The following is an 18,877-nucleotide window of genomic DNA, read 5'->3' as shown; positions in this document are numbered from 1 at the left end:
GATGAATTGGTATGTAATCATTCCAATGATAATTTCGTTTATCGTTGTATTTTTAATTGGTGTATATGCTTCAAGACGCGTACAAGCGACTGCTAATAATAAATTTTTACAAGAATATTTTCTTGGTGGGCGTGAACTTGGCGGTTTATTATTAGCGATGACAATGATTGCTACGTACGGTAGTGCTAGTAGCTTTATTGGTGGTCCAGGTATTGCGTACAATATGGGCCTCGGATGGGTATTATTATCTGCGATTCAAGTTGTAACAGGGTATATCGTTTTAACGGTTATCGGTAAAAAGTTTGCAATTATCGCTAGGAAGATGGAAGCCATTACTCTTATCGATTATTTAAAGGGAAGATACAATAATAAAGCAGTTGTTATACTTTCTGCGTTATGTATTATTATCTTCTTATTTTCAGCAACAGTAGCTCAATGGGTCGGTGGTGGCCGATTAATTGAATCACTAACGGGTCTATCTTATACAACAGCACTATTTTTATTTACTTTTTCTGTACTTGTGTACGTATTAATTGGTGGATTTCGTGCAGTTGCTTTATCAGATACGTTATTAGGAATCATTATGTTAGTTGGAACGACAATCATTTTAATTGCTACTGTCATTGCTGGTGGTGGAATTGAAAAGATTATGCAGGAGCTTATTCAAATCAATCCAAATTTAATTACACCATTCGGAGCGGATGGTAGTTTAACGAAATCATATGTGACATCATTTTGGATTTTAATTGGAATTGGTGTTGTTGGGTTACCGCAAATTAGCGTGCGTGCCATGTCTTATAAAAATTCAAAAGCTATGCACCAAGCGTTAATAATTGGAACGGTTGTTGTAGGTACAATTATGATTGGTATGCATTTAACAGGTGTATTTGCGCGAGTCGTACTTCCGGATATAACGGTACCGGATAAAGTCATGCCGCTACTCGCGATGGAAGTGTTGCCACCTTGGCTAGCTGGAGTTTTCTTAGCTGCGCCAATGGCAGCAATTATGTCTACAGTAAACTCGTTATTGTTACTTGTAAGTTCATCAATTATTAAAGACATATACGTAAATTACATAAATAAAGATGCAGCAGACAGTACGATTAGAAAAGGAAGTTTGTGGATTACTGGTATCGTAGGGCTGCTCGTTTATGCAGCAGCAATTAAACCACCAGATTTTTTAATATGGTTAAATTTATTTTCTTTCGGTGGGTTAGAAGCAGCATTCATTTGGCCAATCGTATTAGGGTTATATTGGAGAAAAGGAAATGCAACAGGAGCGCTTGCCTCTATTTTAGTTGGGGTAGGCTCATATATGTGTATTCATCTTTTCTATCCAAATCCGTTCGGTATACATACAGTTGTCTTCCCAATTTGTTTTGCGTTTATAGCTTATATCATTGGAAGTATGAGTGCTGTGAAGAAAAACAGTATAGGTTAGAGGAAGAACGTAGTCCTTATAGAGGACTACGTTTTTTTGTGTGAATTTATTCTTTTTTATTCTGTATATGTAAGGTTATTCATAAATTAATAACAATTGAGGGGATGGAGTTGAGGTCGATGAAAAAAGTATTATTTTTGGGAGACCCAGGAATTGATGACTCTTTAGCAATTATGTATGGATTGTTGCATCCTGATATTGATATTGTCGGCGTAGTAACGGGATATGGAAATGTAACGCAAGAAAAGGCGACGAGTAATGCAGCATATTTATTACAATTAGCAGGAAGGGAAGATATACCGGTTATTAATGGTGCGAAGATTCCTTTATCTGGAGATATTACAACATACTATCCGGAAATTCACGGGGCAGAAGGTTTAGGACCAATTCGTCCTCCGAAAAATCTTTCTCCGAATATAAAGCCTTTTTGTGAGTTTTTTGATATTCTTGAAAAATATAAAGGAGAATTAATCATTGTCGATGCTGGCAGGTCAACGACACTTGCGACAGCGTTTATTTTGCAAAAGCCGATGATGAAGTATGTGAAAGAATATTATATAATGGGTGGTTCTTTCTTAATGCCTGGAAATGTTACACCAGTTGCAGAGGCGAATTTTCATGGTGATCCGATTGCGTCACAATTAGTTATGCAAAACGCCAAGAATGTGACATTAGTGCCACTTAACGTTACATCTGAAGCAATTATTACGCCAGAGATGGTGAAATATATTACGAAACATTCTAAAACGAATTTTAATAAATTAATTGAACCGATTTTTACGTATTATTATAAAGCTTATAGAAAGCTAAATCCGAAAATAAAAGGAAGTCCAGTGCATGACGTTGTCACAATGATGGTTGCGGCGAATCCGTCTATTTTGGATTATGTGTACCGTCGTGTCGATGTAGATACAGTGGGGATTGCAAAAGGAGAAAGTATTGCTGATTTTCGTCCACAACCTGATGCAAAATCCTTAAAGAATTGGGTGCGAATTGGTTGGTCATTACATTATAAAAAATTTCTCGAAGACTTCGTGAAAATTATGACGTAGACATAATAGGAGAATACAAGTTAAAATAATGGAGATGATTACTAAAATAATCATCTCCATTATTTTGTTTGAAAGAGATAGATAGAGAAGAGTTATACAATAGGAGAGGAATTTTACTTGAAAAAAACTATAGTATGCGCAGTGATTGTGGGTATTTTCGTTTTGCTAATATCGGGTAATTTTTTAGTGAAAAAAGTGTGGAGTTCAAATAATGATGATGCACAGTATATCGCATCCTTTATTGAAGAACATAAAGATGAAAAAAATAGTGCGCTTCTCGTGAAGAGAAATGATAAAGTTGTTTATTCTGTAAATCCAAATGTTGTATTGCCAGTTGCTAGTACGATGAAGTTAATTGTGGCGCTTGAATATACGAAACAAGTTACGGAAGGGAAAATTGACCCGTCTAGTTTCGTTTCCATTAATGATATAAATCGTTATTATGTGCCGAATACAGATGGCGGTGCACAAGATAGATGGCAAAGGTATTTGCAAAAGACAGACAAGATAACAGAAGGAGCAGTTTCTTTAGAAGAAGTGGCAAAAGGAATGGTTAAGTTTAGTTCGAATGCGAATGCTGAATATTTGATGGAAGTGTTAGGATTAGATAATATTAATCGTAATTTACAAAGTTTATCGCTTCCAGCACATCAGCCGCTATTTCCGATTGTTTCATCTTTATACATCCCTGGGTATTTGCATAAAGAACTACATGTTCCGAAATATAAAATAGAGAAAAAGTTAAAAGAAATGTCTCAAGAGCAATATCGTGAATATGCGATGATTATACATGAACGCTTAAAGAAGAAGGGACCATTATTACAGAAGGAAATTCCTCTTTATTTAGAGGAACGTTACGATAAAATTTGGTCAGATCGATTACCAGCAGCTTCTGCAAACGATTATATGGTACTGCTTCAAAAGGCAAATCATAAAGGTGGCCTAACAGAGGCCGAAGAAAAAGTGTGGGCGAATATCGTTGAAACAGATATGAGTGCTAAGAAATATCGTAAAACATTTAGACATGCAGGGCAAAAAAATGGTTATACGCCATGGACAGTTACAAAAGCAGTTTATGCGATGGATAAACGCGGGAATTGTACAGAAATAGTGTTTTTAGCAAATAATTTAAATGAGGACGACAGTGCAGAAATACGGAAACATTTAGCGAACTTACATTTCCAAGTGCTGCAAAGTGATAAGTATGATGCGACTTTTATTAAGTAAACTCGGTGCAGAGAGCACCGAGTTTATTTTTATCCCGCTTTAATGGGCAGTTGATCCCCCACCTCAAAATTCAGCGAAAGCAAAGAAGTTAGGTGGGGGTCGGGCTGCCCCTAAAAGTCCGATTGGTTCAACTAATAATCATTGGGGGATGAAGAAAACCCCCAATGATTAAAGTTTCACTTTATGTACAAGCACTTTTTTCCTATCTCTGGGTATGATGGGTAGTAATACTTAGGTGAGAGGGGAAAAGGTGATGAAACAAAGTAAAGAAGAGTTTATAAAGAGTGAAGGCGCTGATTTCCCTGGAAAAACATATGTAGATTGCGTATTACAACATGTATTTCATTTTCAGCGAAATTACTTATTGAAAGATATGTTTCAAGTGCATAAAGCGCATATCACGATGCTGACTGAAGAAAATTTAATGAAAAAGGAAGAAGCTAAAGTTATACTACACGCATTAAAAAAGGTAGAGGGAATTCCAGAAGAGCAATTGCTCTATACAGAGCGGCATGAAGATCTCTTTTTTTTAGTGGAACATTTAATTTCTCAAGAAGCGAAATGCGATTTTGTAAGTAATATGCACATTGGTAGAAGTAGAAATGATATGGGTGTAACGATGTATCGCATGAGTTTAAGACGATATGTATTACGATTAATGGAACATCATTTATTATTGCAAGAAAGTATATTACAACTTGCCGATGATCATAAGGAAACGATTATGCCAGCTTATACACATACACAACCAGCACAGCCCACAACATTTGGTCATTATACGTTAGCGATTTATGATACGATGCAAAGAGATTTAGAACGAATGAAACGAACGTACAAACTTTTAAACCAATCTCCAATGGGAGCTGCCGCTCTTTCTACAACAAGTTTCCCAATTAAACGAGAGCGAGTTGCCAATTTACTTGGGTTTACAAATGTAATTGAGAACTCATATGATGCTGTTGCTGGAGCGGATTATTTATTAGAAGTTAGCTCGTTACTTATGGTAATTATGACGAATACGAGTAGATGGATCCATGATTTCTTACTATTAGCGACGAAAGAATATGATGGTATTACTGTCGCAAAGCCATATGTACAAATAAGTAGCATTATGCCGCAAAAGCGAAATCCAGTTTCCATTGAACACGCCCGTGCGATTACGAGTAGTGCTTTAGGAGAAGCATTTACAGTATTTCAAATGATTCATAATACTCCATTTGGTGATATTGTCGATACGGAAGATGACCTGCAGCCGTATTTATATAAAGGGATTGAAAAGACCATTCGTGTTTTTTGTATTATGAATGCAGTTATTCGAACGATGAAAGTAGAAGAAGAAACGTTGAAGAGTCGTTCTTATAAACATGCAATTACGATAACTGATTTCGCAGATGTTTTAACAAAAAACTATAGCATTCCATTTCGGCATGCGCATCATGCAGCGAGTGTTATTGCGAAAATGTCATTGGAGCAGCAAAAGGAGCTGCATGAATTACATGTAAAAGATGTAAATATATACTTACAAGAAAAATTTAAAATACATTTATTGGAAAAAGAGTGGGAAGAAATTGTATCGCCAGAAGCATTTATTCAAAAAAGAAATGTATATGGTGGACCGAGTAAAAAGGAAATGGAGCGTATGATTAAAAATCGAAAAGAGTCATTTCAAAAAGAAGAAGAGGTATTTGAAAAAGAAAAACAGAGAATTTTACAAGCTGAAACTGATTTGAATATGTTAACTTCGCATAGTATTGAATCGTAAAAGAGGGATTTAATGAATTAATCGCCAATACTTAATGAAACTATAAATAGAGAGAAGAGATTGTCGATGATTCAATTACATGTATATGAAGAGATTCTTACTTTTAAAAAAGAGATTACGCCATTTTTAGAAAAGAATGAGCAGGAAAATAATCTCATATTAGGTGTATTACAAATGGTCCAACAACCGATATTTATGGGGGTAGCAAAACAAGAGGAAGAAATTGCAGTTGTATTTCTTCAAACAGAAGAAAAGAAACAAATCATTGTTGCTACGTCTGAAATGTCGGAAGAGGACATCGTGGAACTTGCAAAAAAATTAACGAAAGTATATCCAAATGTTCCTGGGTTGATTGGTAATAAGAAAACTGTACAGAGATTAGCGGAAGAGATTGCAGTGTTAGAAAATAAGAAAACTACTGTTGCAATGGAGCAAGGTATATATGAATTAAAACAAGTGAAGAAAAAGTGGAACGGAGATGGAGTATTTCGAGAAGTAAGTAGTGATGAGCTAACATTAATAGAACAGTGGATATATCAATTTTGCGAAGATGTGAATTTGCCTACTACGAAAGAAGAAGCGACCCAAACCGCTCATACATTAATTACTAACCGTCGTCTATTTGGTTTAGAAGTAGATGGGAAGCTTGTATCTGTAGCTGCAAAAACGAGACCGACTACAAACAATATAACAGTTAATTTCGTATATACGCCGAAAGAAGAACGGAAAAAAGGATATGCATCTAGTTGTGTCGGTGCACTTAGTCAACGTATGTTAGATGAAGGGTATAAGACGACTACGTTATATACTGATCTAGCGAATCCTACGTCTAATAAAATTTATCAAGAAATTGGTTATGAACAAATTGCGGAGTCTATACTTATATTTTTAGAGAAATAAAATGAAAAGGCACGCTATTAGAGCATGCCTTTTTGTTATTCATCAATTCGAATGACTTCACCTTGCGGGAAATTCTCAGTTTCTAGTAAGTTACGAATTGCTTTCGCAACGTATTCAGGTGACAATAGTTTTCCTTCTTCTTTTAGTGCGATGAAGCGGTCTAAATTTATGAAATCTTCTTTATTTGTTTCACGAATTTGTGCTTGCATACTTGTGTCAACAACACCAGGTGCAAAAGAGACGATTTTTACTGGATATTCTTTTTCTGCTTCTTCGGTTGCTACGCACTGTGTAAACATATTTACACCAGCTTTCGTCGTGCAATAAGCGCCCCATCCGAAATAAGGATTTTTCCCTGCACCAGATGAAATGTTTATAACACGTTTATCTACTTTCCAGTCTTTCGTATGTTTCATGAAAGTGGAGGTAAGGATCATCGGTGCAAGTAAATTAATTTGAACATTCGTAATGAGTAGTTCGCTTTCAGCTTTTTCTATTGGTCTCATTGGTGCGAGTGTACCAGCGTTATTAATTAAATGAATAGATGATACAGTGTCTTCTTGAATGGATGAAATGATTTCGTTAAAGTTCGTTTCTAAATTATGTACATCTTGAAGATCTAAGGAGTGGAAAACACAATTGCTGTTATATTGCTGTGCAAGTTTCGTAAGCTCTTTATTTTCTCTTCTAGAAATAGAGATGATACTCGTGTTTTCTTCTAACAATTGTGCGGCAATTGCCTCACCTAAACCTTGTGAAGTTCCTGTTACGATAACATAGCGCATAGTGTAATAAGCTCCTCTCGTATGTGCGGAATTTTGTTGGACAAAGTACATTGCATAGTTTGTCTACATTTTATAGTATAGAGCACTTTTTACTATAATTGAAATGAGATGATTGTGTGCCTTTTATAAATCGTTTTACAACAACAGTACCTGGTGCCGTCACGTTCACTGGGAATACGTTAGGGCTTAGCCCTACATCACCTGCACCAGGTAATATTTTTGGTACACTTGCTGTGTTTACGACAGTAAATACAGCGCTACAAGTACCAGGATTCCCGGTAGGGACAACAGATGAATGGCAATTGAATTCTTCAAGTGCAATTTTAAATCTTCCAGCGGGAAGTAGTGTGTTATATGCAGAATTAGTTTGGGCTGGTACTTTCCGGACTGATACGGAAGATGTTTTACCGTTTTTAAATGATAATATTACATTTACAACACCGGCTGGGACTTTTTCTGTTACGCCAGATCCTGCTACTGCGCAGCAAGGTTCAGTAGGGAATCAGTTTTATTATGCGCGCTCTGCCAATGTAACGAATCTTGTTAGTGCGGGTGGGGCAGGCACATATACAACCGGGGCTGTGCCAGCTGCAAGAACTTCATCTGATCCAACTATTAGTCGTTCGGCTGGATGGACGCTTGAGGTTGTGTATCAAAATGCTAGTTTGCCACTTCGGAATTTATCAGTTTATGCAGGTCAAGAAATTATCGATGCTTCATCACCACCAGTGGATGCTACTATTTCAGGATTTGCTACTCCAGCCACAGGAGCTGTAACAGGACGGGTGCTCGTAACTGCTCAAGAAGGTGATTCTAACATTGTTGGAGATCAACTTCGTTTTGGACCGAATGCAAATACTACAGTTGCATTATCCGGCCCGAGAAACCCCGCAAATAATTTTTTTCAGTCACAAATTTGTAACGATATTGGAGAGTTAGATACAACTGGAACGTTTGGAGATTTGAATCAGCCTTTAGGGATAGCTTTAGCCGTCCGAAGACAAGGGTGGGATATTACAAATGTAAATGCCTCTGCATCATTAGTAAATAATCAAACGTCAGCAACGGTTCGATTCGTTACTAATGGAGATGGATATGCTGCAGCTGGTTTTGGGGTTCAAATTGATGCAACGGGGCCAATTATTAATCCTGTTAAATCGGTCAATAGAACAGTTGCAGGAGTTGGAGATATTCTTACCTACACAATTACAGTTCCTAATACAGGTACGGGAAGTGCAGAAAATGTTATATTACAAGATAGTATTCCGAACGGAACGACGTTTGTTACAGGTAGTGTAACGGTAGGTGGAGTAACACAGCCGAATGCGAACCCTGCTAATGGAATTAATTTAGGCACAATCCCAACTAACGCGCAAAGAGTTGTTACATTTCAAGTGCGAATAACATCGTTTCCGAACCCAAATCCTATTCCGAATCGCGCAATGGTGTCATATCAATTCCGTCCTTTCGTCGGTAGTCCACCAATTACAAGTATGTCTTCTTCAAATTCAGTACAAACGACAGTGAATCAAGCAACTATAAGTATGCAAAAATCTGTAGATTTACAGACAGCAACCCTTAATGATGTATTAACATACACAGTTAATGTGACGAATAATGGAAATGTCACTGCAAATAATGTTGTTTTTGTTGATAGTATCCCTGGTGGCACAACATTTGTTCCAAATAGTGTCACGGTAAATGGGGTAGCACGTCCAGGAGCAAATCCAGCAAGTAGTATTAATCTAGGAAGTATTAATGCTTCGCAAACGACGGTAGTGCGTTTTCAAGTTCGAGTAACATCTAATCCGCTTGTAAATCCAATTCCAAATCGTGCGAGTGTAACATTTAACTTTACTCCAGTACCTGGTCAACAACCAATTTCAGGACAGGCGACAAGTAACACTGTATTTACTACAATTAATGTAGCTGATATAAGAACGAGAAAAGCAGTGGATAGAGCTTTTGCGACAGTGAATGACGTTCTTACGTACACTATTACAATTGAGAATGCCGGAAATGTACTTGCGACAAATGTTATTTTTCAAGATCCAATTCCAATTGGAACAACTTTTATCGCAAATAGTGTGACTGTAGATGGGGTTTCACAACCAGGAGCAAATCCTTCGACTGGGTTTGCGGTAGCAAATATTTCTCCAGGTGGAAGTAGGACAGTGCGTTTTCAAGTCCGAGTGACATCTACGCCATCAGGAGGTACGATTGCGAATCGTGGAAATGTATCTGCTAATTTCGTCGTTATTCCGAATCAACCACCAGTGACGATTAATAGACAAACGAATACAGTTGTGACACAAGTTAATACAGGCGGTTTAAATGTAATAAAAGAAGTGAATACAACGCAAGCGGCAGTAGGGGATACTTTAACATACACAATTGCCGTTCAAAATACAGGAAACGTTCCGTTAACAAATGTATTTTTCCAAGACATTATCTCTTCAGCGGTTTCTTTCGTTGCAAATTCTGTAACCGTTAATGGAGTATCGCAAAGTGGTTTGAATCCGAATACAGGATTCTCTCTTCCGAATATTCCTGCGGCTCAAACAGTTGTAGTCACATTTGACGTATTAATTGTACAGGATCCAGAAAATGAAGATATTTTAAATCAAGCAAATGTAACAGCGAGTTTTCAAGTGAACCCGAGTGAACCACCAGTAACAATCAATGTTCCGAGTAACATTGTGAATACAACAGTACAATCAGGGAACTTTGAAGTTGTGAAATCAGTGAATACGAATGTTGCAACGGTAGGGGATGTTTTAGTATATACAATTGAAATCATAAATGCAGGTAGTGTACCAGCTACAAATGTATTTTTTCAAGATTCAATTCCACAAGGGACATTATTTATTGAAAACAGTGTAGTTGTTAATGGTGTTTTACAAGAAGGGGCAGATCCAGAACTTGGATTCTTATTAAATAATTTGCCTACTGGCGCGAGTGTAATTGTTACGTTTGAAGTATTAATTGATGAAATTCCTCAAGGAAATAATGTTGTAAATAATGCGAATGTAACTGGAGATTTTCTTGTAAATCCAACAGAGCCACCAATTACTGTAACGGTGCCAAGTAATACTGTTAATACAGTGGTGAATTCTTCAGGGCTAAATGTAATAAAAAGTGTAAGTGCTACTGAAGCAGGTGTAGGAGATACGCTAACGTATACAATTCGTATACAAAATAGTGGAACAGTAGCAGCGACAAATGTATCATTCGTTGATCCAATTCCATCTGGAACAACGTTTGTAGCAAATAGTGTAACGATAAATGGAACGCCTCAACCAGGTTTAAGCCCAATAATTGGATTTCCACTTGCTAACATTCCGGTAGGAGGGATGGTAACAGTTACTTTTCAAGTGACGATTACGAGTGTACCACCAAATAGAGTTCTTCCGAATAATGCGAATGTAACTGCTGATTTCCAAGTAAGTCCTCTCCAGCCACCAGTTACAATTGTAACGATTAGTAACATTGTTGTGACACGAGTGAATGTAGGATCACTTAATGTAATGAAGAGTGTAAATACACCACAAGCAGGAGTAGGAGATACGTTAACGTATACGATTCTTATTCAAAATACAGGAACTGTTCCTGCAACGAATATTATTTTTCAAGATCCAATTCCGTCTGGTACTGCGTTTGTAGCAAATAGTGTGACGATAAATGGAGTTGTTCAGCAAGGCGCGAATCCTATGGTAGGTTTCCCAGTACCAAATATTCCGGTCGGGCAAACATCTACGATTACGTTTCAAGTTACAGTGACGAGTGTTCCGAGCGGTGGAAATATAAGAAACCAATCGAACGTTACTGCAAGTTTTCTTATAAATCCAGCAAACCCTCCAATAACGACTGTTACGAATAGTAATTTCGTTGTGACGCAAGTAAACACTGCTCGATTAAATATACAAAAATCTTCATCTGTACAACAAGCTGCACTTGGAGAGACTTACACGTATTCTGTAGTCATTCGAAATAACGGCACAGTAACAGCAACGAATGTTTCCTTCATTGATTCAATTGCTCCAGAAACAACATTTGTAGCAAATAGCGTAACGATAAATGGAACGCCTCAACCTGGATTTGATCCAAATATAGGTTTTACGCTTCCTAATATTGCTGCTGGAACATCATTGACTGTAACGTTCCAAGTAACAGTAGTTGCGCCATCCACGCGCGGAGCCGTATTAAACACGGCATCTGCAACAGCTACTTTTTTATTAAATCCTTTACAGCCCCCTGTAACAACAACCAATTCAAGTAATACGACAGTAGTTACGATACCGTTACCTCCTCCTGGTGAAGTAACAGCAACAAAAACAGTTGATGTTGCTGCTGGAGCGGTTGGGGATGTATTAACGTATACTGTGCTAATTTCAAACGTAGGAATTATACCAGTTACAGATGTGTTCTTTCAAGATGTCATACCAGAAGGAACGATATTTGTAGCAAATAGTGTAACGATAGGTGGGGCGCAGCAACTTGGCTTAAATCCAGAAACAGGATTTCCAGTTAGTCCGTTATTAAATGCAGGTGCAAATATTGCTGTGACGTTCCAAGTGACGATTACGGAGATTCCAGATAATGAAGTCATATTAAATGATGCAGATGTTACATTTACTTCACAACCAAATCCGCAGGAACCACCAATTACGGAAACGATATTAACGAATTTAGTCGTTACGACAATTAATATAGCGTCTATATTTCCATTAAAACTAGTCGATAAAGAGGTAGCGACGGTTGGAGAAATATTAACGTATGATGTATTAATCTTTAATTTCGGTACAGTGGCAGCAACGAATGTTAAATTTATAGATACAACTTCCGCCGGTGTAGCATTTGTACCGGGAAGTGTGAGCATAAATGGGGTGCCGGCACCAGGATTAGATCCTTTCATTGGCTTTACAATTCCAGATATCCCTGTAGATGATTTTGTACTTGTCACATATCAGGAAGTGGTTACGAGCATACCTGAGGGGGGAACGATTGTTAACTTTGTAGACGTTACAGCTACATTTGCTGTAAGTGAAACAGAGCCGCCTATTACAGAAACAACAACAAGTAATACGACATTAACAGAAATTAATGAACCCGGTTTAAATGTTTTAAAATCAGTAAGTCAGCCGGTTGTTGCAGTAGGTGATACAATCACATATACAACAATAGTTCAAAATACAGGTACAGTGGTAGCGACAAATGTTCAATATAGTGATGTATTACCGTCCTCGATCACATTTATACCAGATAGTGTAACGATAGATGGTGTGCTACAACCTGGATTCAATCCTAATAATGGATTCCCGCTTCCAGATATAAGCCCAGGTGAAAGTGTAGAAGTTACGTTCCAAGTAACAGTTGTCAGTGTTCCATCAAACGGAACAATTGCTAATACTGCAAATATTACGGGAAGCTTTATATTAGTACCAGGAGAACCACCAGTTGTAGTAAACCAACCGAGCAATACAACACTTACAACTGTAAATAGAGGACGATTTAATGTTATTAAACAAGTAAATAGGGCTGCTACTCTCGTTGGAGATGTATTAACGTATACAGTTCAAATAACGAATACAGGAACAGTAACAGCTAATGATGTTCAGTTTATTGATACGATTTCAGCAGGAGCGTCATTTGTACCAAGTAGTGTAACGATAAATGGAGCCCCGCAACCAAACTTAAATCCGATTACTGGCTTTGGAGTTGGAGATATACCAGTTGGAGAAACAGTTATCGTGACGTTTCAAGCGACAGTTACAAACATCCCGTCATCAGGAACCATTACGAACGTTGCAAATATAACAGGAAGCTTTACTTTAGTACCAGGAGAGCCGCCGGTTGTAGTAACTGAACCGAGTAATACGACAATAACAAGGGTAAATAGAGGGAGATTTAATGTTATAAAAACCGTAAATAAGCAAGCAACACGATTAGGGGATACGTTAACTTATAGTGTGCAAGTTACAAATACGGGAACGGTATTAGCGACGAATGTTCAGTTTATCGATGTTCCGTCACCTAGTTTAGAATTCATTCCTGGAAGTGTACAAATAAATGGAATTTCGCAAGTAGGTTTAGATCCATTTGTAGGCTTTTCATTACCAGATCTTGCAGTAGGGGACAGTATATTAATTACATTTGAAGTAAATGTAATCGCAATTCCGCCTTCTAGTAGCATTATGAATACAGCGAGAGTAACTGGTGATTTCGAATTGATTCCAGGAGAACCACCGTTTACAATTACGAACTCAAGTAATACGACAGTCACACCAGTAAATCGAGGTAGTTTAGATATGCTGAAAGAAGTAGATCATCCGATTGTTGGAGTGGGAGAAACGGTAACGTATACTGTTCGTATATTAAATACTGGTACGGCTGATGCGATGAATGTTCAATTTATAGACGTGTTATCTCAGGAAGCTGAGTTTGTTCCAAATAGTGTAACGATAAATGGAGTTCCGCAACCAGGGTTAAATCCACAGGCTGGATTTACGATACCAGACATCCCAGTGGGTGAGACGGCACTTGTAACATATGAAGCTACGATTACAAGTTTTCCAGATGGTGGTACAGTAGTGAACCTTGCTGGGGCGTTAGCAGAATATATTTTAGTACCAGGAGAACCGCCAGTTACAGTGATGGATACGAGCAATACAGTTATAGTGACGGTAAATACGGCAATCTTATTTGTTGCAAAAGGAGCGGATTTTGAAGTAGCGATGGTAGGAGATGTTGTCACTTACGGAATTGCTGTTATAAATGATAGTACAGTTCCTGTGACGAATATTGTTTTAACAGATATCATTGATCCGAATACGTTATTTATAAATGGCTCGGTAACGGTAAATGATGTACCTTTTCCATTTGCCAACCCGAATACAGGTATTCCGTTAGGTGATTTTCAGCCAAATGATGCAGCAATTATTAATTTCCAAGTTGTAATAACAGGAGGGCAAATAAATAACTTAGTTACAAATACAGCTACGGCGAGTGGGCTTGCAATTGTGAATCCAAATGAACCGCCTGTAGTAGTTGAAGGCGATAGCAATACAGTTGTTATCCCGTTTATTCCTCAAAATGTCTCAACGACTGTTGTAAAAGTGGCAGACCATCAAACAGCAACAATAGGAGATGTTATTACGTTTACGACAGTTATTACAAATACGGGAGATACAGCGATACAAAATATTCGTTTTCAAGATATGTTAGATAGTAGTGTTCAATTTGTCCTTGGAAGTGTAACGGTTGATAATACGCCAGTGCCAAATGTAAACCCAATATCAGGATTTCTTATAGGAAGTTTAAATCCAGGTGAAGCACGCACAGTCTCGTTCCAAGTAGTAGTTCAGAGCGCGCCAAGTGGTTCAGGAAATTATATAAATCAAGCGAGTATTCGCTTCGAACATCAAGTAGGTACAGTGTTACCGCCTGTTACACAAATAATAGAAAGTAATATTGTGGTCATACCGTTCGTCCCAACGATCGAACAAATTTGTGAAACAAACTTTAATTGCTTAGATAAAATTCCATTTCAATGTTCTCCGTGTAATCATTTGCACGAACATAAGAAATAAAAACAAAAAGAGCATCCTGAAAGAATAGGATGCTCTTTTTGTATTAATCACATAGATTCATTTTCCGGTGAGGTAAAAAACTCGTTGATTTTGTTGGAAAGTAGAAATGGAATGGCTCCTTTTATAACAGAAATATCCCAATCCCACCATGCGAGTTTTTCTAGCTTGTCAATCGTTTCTTGCGGGAAACGATATCGAACAAATTTTGCAGGATTACCAGCTACAATTGCATATGGAGGTACGTCTTTTGTAACAACACTCTTTGCCCCAATAATGGCTCCGTTACCAATTGTAACACCAGATAAAATGCAGGATTGATAACCAATCCATACATCGTTGCCGACTACGATGTCACCTTTTGAAGAAGGATGACCAGTAATATGTGCTCCTTCATTAAAAAATGCATTAAATGGGTATGTCGTTATCCAGTCTGCGCGATGTTCACCGCCAAGTATAAAAACGACTTCTTCTCCTAATGAACAAAACTTACCTATTTTTAATTTTGTTTCATCATTCCAAGAAAAAATGGTTGGACCTACTTTACTATAAGTATAATCACCAATATCATATTTATTATATTCAGGTTTTTGATTTAAAAATAACATAACAAATTTAGCATCCTCTCTAAAGCAAGTAATGGATATGGAACATTATATGCAACTTGGAATAAGTCGAACTGTGTTGTATGAATTGGTAATGCACAAAAATAGTAGTAGGCGTAATGCATAAAAAAGGAGTGGAATGAATGATATACGAAATGGGATTATATAATAAACCTTTTCAATCAATTCAATTAGGAAAAAAAGTATATGAAGTACGTTTATACGATGCAAAACGTCAACTTATAAAACAAGGCGATCATATTGTATTTACGCACCTTACGACAGAGGAAACGATGACTGCCAAAGTAACGGAAATAAAACGATACGAAAGCTTTAAAGCGATGTACGAACAAATTGATCACAAATTATTGGATTGTGAAAATGATAGTTTAGAGGAAATGCTAGAAAGTACATACAAAATATATACGAAAGAACAAGAAGAAAAGTGGGGAACAGTTGCGATTCGTATTGAGGTAATAAAATGATAAGAAATCGCGGCGCGGCTATCATTGTGCAGGAAGGGAAAATCGTACTTATAAAACGTATCCGAGAAGGAGAAATATATTATGTTTTTCCGGAAGGAGGAATTGAAGAAGGAGAAACACCTGAAGAGGCAACGAAGCGAGAGGCTTATGAAGAGTTAGGGGTACATATAAAAGTGGAGCATCTCATTGCAAAGGTGGAGTATAAGGGAACGGAGTATTATTTTAATGCCCATATTGTAGGTGGAGTTTTCGGAAGTGGTAAAGCTGAAGAATTCGAAATGAAAGATAGAGGGAGTTATATTCCATTATGGTTGCCGATACACGAGTTGGAGAAAGTGAATATAAAACCGTATGAAGTGGTCGGAAGTATATGTAATCATTATAAAAAGTAAGGTCTGACAACATACAAAAAAAACCATTGACATAGCCTTCTGATTTAAGTATTGTATTCGAGTATGTTTATAATCAGGAGGTTTATATGAGCAATCAAACAACTACACATCATGTGAAAATGACAACAGCAGATCCATCTGGAATTGGTCTATTTGGATTAGCGATGGTAACACTTGTAGCATCATCTCAAAAGTTAGGCTTAACAGATGGCGTTTCACTTGTATTACCGTGGGCAATCTTTTTAGGAGGATTTGCACAAATCTTTGCGTGCATTCACGATGCAAAGCATAACAATACGTTCGGTACAACAGCATTCGGTGCATACGGCCTATTTTGGTTAGGTGTTGGAATGTCTTGGTTAATTCAACTTGGAGTATTTGGCGAAAAATTAGCACAAGCTGCAGATTCAAAACAGCTGGGTGTAGCCTTTATTGGATATTTGATTTTCACAATCTTTATGACAATTGGTGCAATGGAAACACATAAAGTATTATTTATGATTTTCGTCCTTATTGATTTCTTATTTATTGGTCTTTCATTAAGTACTTTAGGTGTTATGCCACATGCAATGCATAATTTAGCAGCGTATTCTGAACTATGTATTTCATTATTATCTTTCTATGGTTCAGCAGCAGCAGTGTTAAATACACACTTCGGTAAAGTTGTATTACCAGTTGGAAAGCCGTTTGGTATTTTTAAAAAGTAATAAAAAAGCACAGGTGATTGTATAGTCATCTGTGCTTTTTTATATGGAATAAATAAAAATGAAAAATACAATTGAAATTGATTATCATTATTAATATAATGAGAATGAGAATCATTTATTGTGAGAGGGGGATGCCGAAGTGGCAAAAATTTTAATAGCTTATGCAAGTATGTCAGGAAATACAGAGAGTATTGCTGATTTAATAAAAGTTAGTTTAGATGCTTTTGATCATGAAGTAGTATTGCAAGAAATGGAAGGCATGGATGCTGAAGAATTATTAGCCTATGATGGAATCATTTTAGGATCTTATACGTGGGGCGATGGTGAATTACCGTTTGAGGCGGAAGATTTCCATGAGGACTTAGAAAATATAGATTTATCAGGAAAGAAAGTAGCGGTATTCGGATCAGGTGATACGGCGTATGAACTATTTTGTGAAGCGGTAACGATATTTGAAGAAAGACTTGTAGAACGCGGTGCAGAGCTTGTACAAGAAGGATTGAAAATCGAACTAGCTCCAGAAGATGAAGAGGATGTTGAAAAATGCAGTAATTTTGCAATTGCATTTGCTGAGAAGTTCTAAGAATGGGAGTGTCAACGTGGAGACAATGTTAAGTGCGACCGCTATTACAAAGTTAAGAGATGGAAAACTTATGTTAGCTACTACATATAATGGCTTATTTATTGAACGAGACGGAGAATGGAAACAAATATTAAAAGGTTTTCAAAAACGAATTAGGGATTTACATAGCGAAGATAATGTAGTGTATGGTGTAGGTGACGAAGGGATTTTTATTCGTAGTATGAATGGTGGAGAGAACTGGACGGTTCAGCGTTTTCCAACAAAAGCAACGAGTTGGAATGTGTGTAGTAATGTACAAGGAACAGTCATTGCTCATGGAGATAAAACGTTGTATCGTTCTAATGATTTTGGTTCGACATGGGAAACCATTCATCCATTTCTTGAGTATGGTGGCGGGGCACCATCTATTCGATCGTTATTTTTATATAAACATTACTTATTTATCGGTACGAAAATACATGCTAAATATGGTGGGGTTTGGCTCTTTAATTTGGAGACACGTAAATTAAAGAGGATTAAAATCGTGATGAATCAGATGATCTCAGCGTTGACTGTACACAATTCTTATATAGTAGCAGCGAGTGGATCGTGCAAGGGGATTAGCGGGAATATTTCTTTTTGTAAAATAGATGAAAGTATTGAGAGTGAAAAAACATATTGGCACACATGTCAAAGTGAGCAGAAAGCAAGTAGCTATTTAGCCTTGAGTGTAGATCAACATGTGCTATATACAACGTCAACGCAAAATAAGGCGGGGATTAGTACGGTTTGTCGTGTACTTTTAGAAGAAGGACTTGTTACAGTATGTGACTCAGTTAAAGGGCATGGCTGGCGCATCGTTAACCAAAAAGAGGGTTATGTTGTAGCTGGATCAGGTGAATCAAAAGCGATGCAGTGGAAGAAAAAAATTATATAGCAAAAAAAACTTTACTTTTATTATATTGATATGATATAGTTACTTTAAACCATTTTACTTTTAATAATATAGAGATTTAAATGAGCTGTAACTTCCGAGGAGGATAGCAATGTTAAATCTCCTCTGGGGTTGCAGTTTTTTAATGTTTGAAGTATTATTGTAAAGTGGTTGAAAATGAATATGTACATATAGGTACATTGTAGGAGGATTTTTTAAATGCAAAACGGTAAAGTAAAATGGTTTAACGCAGAAAAAGGTTTCGGTTTCATCGAGGTTGAAGGCGGAGAAGACGTATTCGTTCATTTCTCAGCTATCCAAGGCGACGGCTTCAAATCTTTAGAAGAAGGTCAAGAAGTTACTTTCGAAGTAGAACAAGGTAACCGTGGACCTCAAGCTACAAACGTTAACAAGAAGTAATTACGGAAAAAAGAAGGGC

General features: G+C 37.1%; 14 protein-coding genes. 12 read left to right on the top strand and 2 right to left on the bottom strand.

The genetic code is table 11. The annotated features are described in order from the left end of the window. Position 1: 1 nt before the first annotated feature. The 5 genes from panF (at position 2) to DT250_RS02075 (ending at position 6,382) form a co-directional block, all read left to right on the top strand. A complete protein-coding gene (panF, locus tag DT250_RS02095) occupies positions 2–1,441 on the top strand; it encodes a sodium/pantothenate symporter (RefSeq protein ID WP_149212419.1) in 1,440 nt (479 codons plus the stop codon). A 104-nt stretch (positions 1,442–1,545) separates the two neighbouring features. Then, a complete protein-coding gene (locus tag DT250_RS02090; RefSeq protein WP_149212418.1) occupies positions 1,546–2,493 on the top strand; it encodes a nucleoside hydrolase in 948 nt (315 codons plus the stop codon). 117 nt (positions 2,494–2,610) lie between these two features. Continuing rightward, complete coding sequence (locus DT250_RS02085; protein ID WP_087982182.1) at positions 2,611–3,720, top strand: serine hydrolase; 1,110 nt, start codon at positions 2,611–2,613, stop codon at positions 3,718–3,720. Positions 3,721–3,973: 253 nt separating this feature from the next. After that, positions 3,974–5,482, top strand: coding sequence for an argininosuccinate lyase (gene argH, locus DT250_RS02080; RefSeq protein ID WP_149212417.1), 1,509 nt, complete (start codon positions 3,974–3,976; stop codon positions 5,480–5,482). A gap of 66 nt (positions 5,483–5,548) precedes the next feature. Further along, a complete protein-coding gene (locus DT250_RS02075; RefSeq protein WP_149212416.1) occupies positions 5,549–6,382 on the top strand; it encodes a GNAT family N-acetyltransferase in 834 nt (277 codons plus the stop codon). A gap of 35 nt (positions 6,383–6,417) precedes the next feature. Here the strand turns inward: DT250_RS02075 and DT250_RS02070 are convergent, their stop codons facing one another. Continuing rightward, positions 6,418–7,167, bottom strand: coding sequence for a (S)-benzoin forming benzil reductase (locus tag DT250_RS02070; RefSeq protein ID WP_088064154.1), 750 nt, complete (start codon positions 7,165–7,167; stop codon positions 6,418–6,420). 116 nt (positions 7,168–7,283) lie between these two features. Between DT250_RS02070 and DT250_RS02065 the strand changes: the two genes are divergently transcribed. Beyond that, positions 7,284–14,756 carry a DUF7507 domain-containing protein gene (locus DT250_RS02065; protein WP_149212415.1) on the top strand — a complete coding sequence of 2,491 codons (7,473 nt, stop codon included), beginning with the start codon at positions 7,284–7,286 and terminating at the stop codon, positions 14,754–14,756. 47 nt (positions 14,757–14,803) lie between these two features. Here the strand turns inward: DT250_RS02065 and DT250_RS02060 are convergent, their stop codons facing one another. Further along, complete coding sequence (locus tag DT250_RS02060; RefSeq protein ID WP_097908199.1) at positions 14,804–15,361, bottom strand: CatB-related O-acetyltransferase; 558 nt, start codon at positions 15,359–15,361, stop codon at positions 14,804–14,806. A 140-nt stretch (positions 15,362–15,501) separates the two neighbouring features. Here DT250_RS02060 and DT250_RS02055 point away from each other — a divergent pair, with 140 nt between their 5' ends. From DT250_RS02055 to cspB, 6 genes are all read left to right on the top strand, one after another. After that, on the top strand, positions 15,502–15,843 hold the full coding sequence (locus DT250_RS02055) for an ASCH domain-containing protein (RefSeq protein WP_097889890.1): 342 nt from the start codon (positions 15,502–15,504) through the stop codon (positions 15,841–15,843). Continuing rightward, a complete protein-coding gene (locus DT250_RS02050) occupies positions 15,840–16,235 on the top strand; it encodes an NUDIX hydrolase (RefSeq protein ID WP_149212414.1) in 396 nt (131 codons plus the stop codon). The genes DT250_RS02055 and DT250_RS02050 overlap by 4 nt, the downstream gene beginning before the upstream one ends. Positions 16,236–16,321: 86 nt before the next feature. Then, on the top strand, positions 16,322–16,942 hold the full coding sequence (locus DT250_RS02045; RefSeq protein WP_149212413.1) for an acetate uptake transporter: 621 nt from the start codon (positions 16,322–16,324) through the stop codon (positions 16,940–16,942). A 139-nt stretch (positions 16,943–17,081) separates the two neighbouring features. Next, the gene (locus DT250_RS02040) at positions 17,082–17,525 is read left to right on the top strand and encodes a flavodoxin (protein WP_001062763.1); all 444 of its coding nucleotides are present in this window, start codon (positions 17,082–17,084) and stop codon (positions 17,523–17,525) included. Positions 17,526–17,541: 16 nt separating this feature from the next. Continuing rightward, positions 17,542–18,441, top strand: coding sequence for a WD40/YVTN/BNR-like repeat-containing protein (locus tag DT250_RS02035; RefSeq protein ID WP_088064150.1), 900 nt, complete (start codon positions 17,542–17,544; stop codon positions 18,439–18,441). Between the two features lie 216 nt (positions 18,442–18,657). Then, positions 18,658–18,858: a cold shock-like protein CspB gene (gene cspB, locus DT250_RS02030; RefSeq protein WP_001179147.1), complete on the top strand. Its 201-nt coding sequence runs from the start codon at positions 18,658–18,660 to the stop codon at positions 18,856–18,858. Positions 18,859–18,877 lie beyond the last annotated feature (19 nt).

It is taken from the genome of Bacillus sp. AR2-1, assembly GCF_008368755.1.
Taxonomy (GTDB): Bacteria; Bacillota; Bacilli; order Bacillales; family Bacillaceae_G; genus Bacillus_A; species Bacillus_A wiedmannii.
The sequence above is the reverse complement of the archived record's forward strand: the minus strand, read 5'-3'. Positions and strand labels throughout refer to the sequence as shown.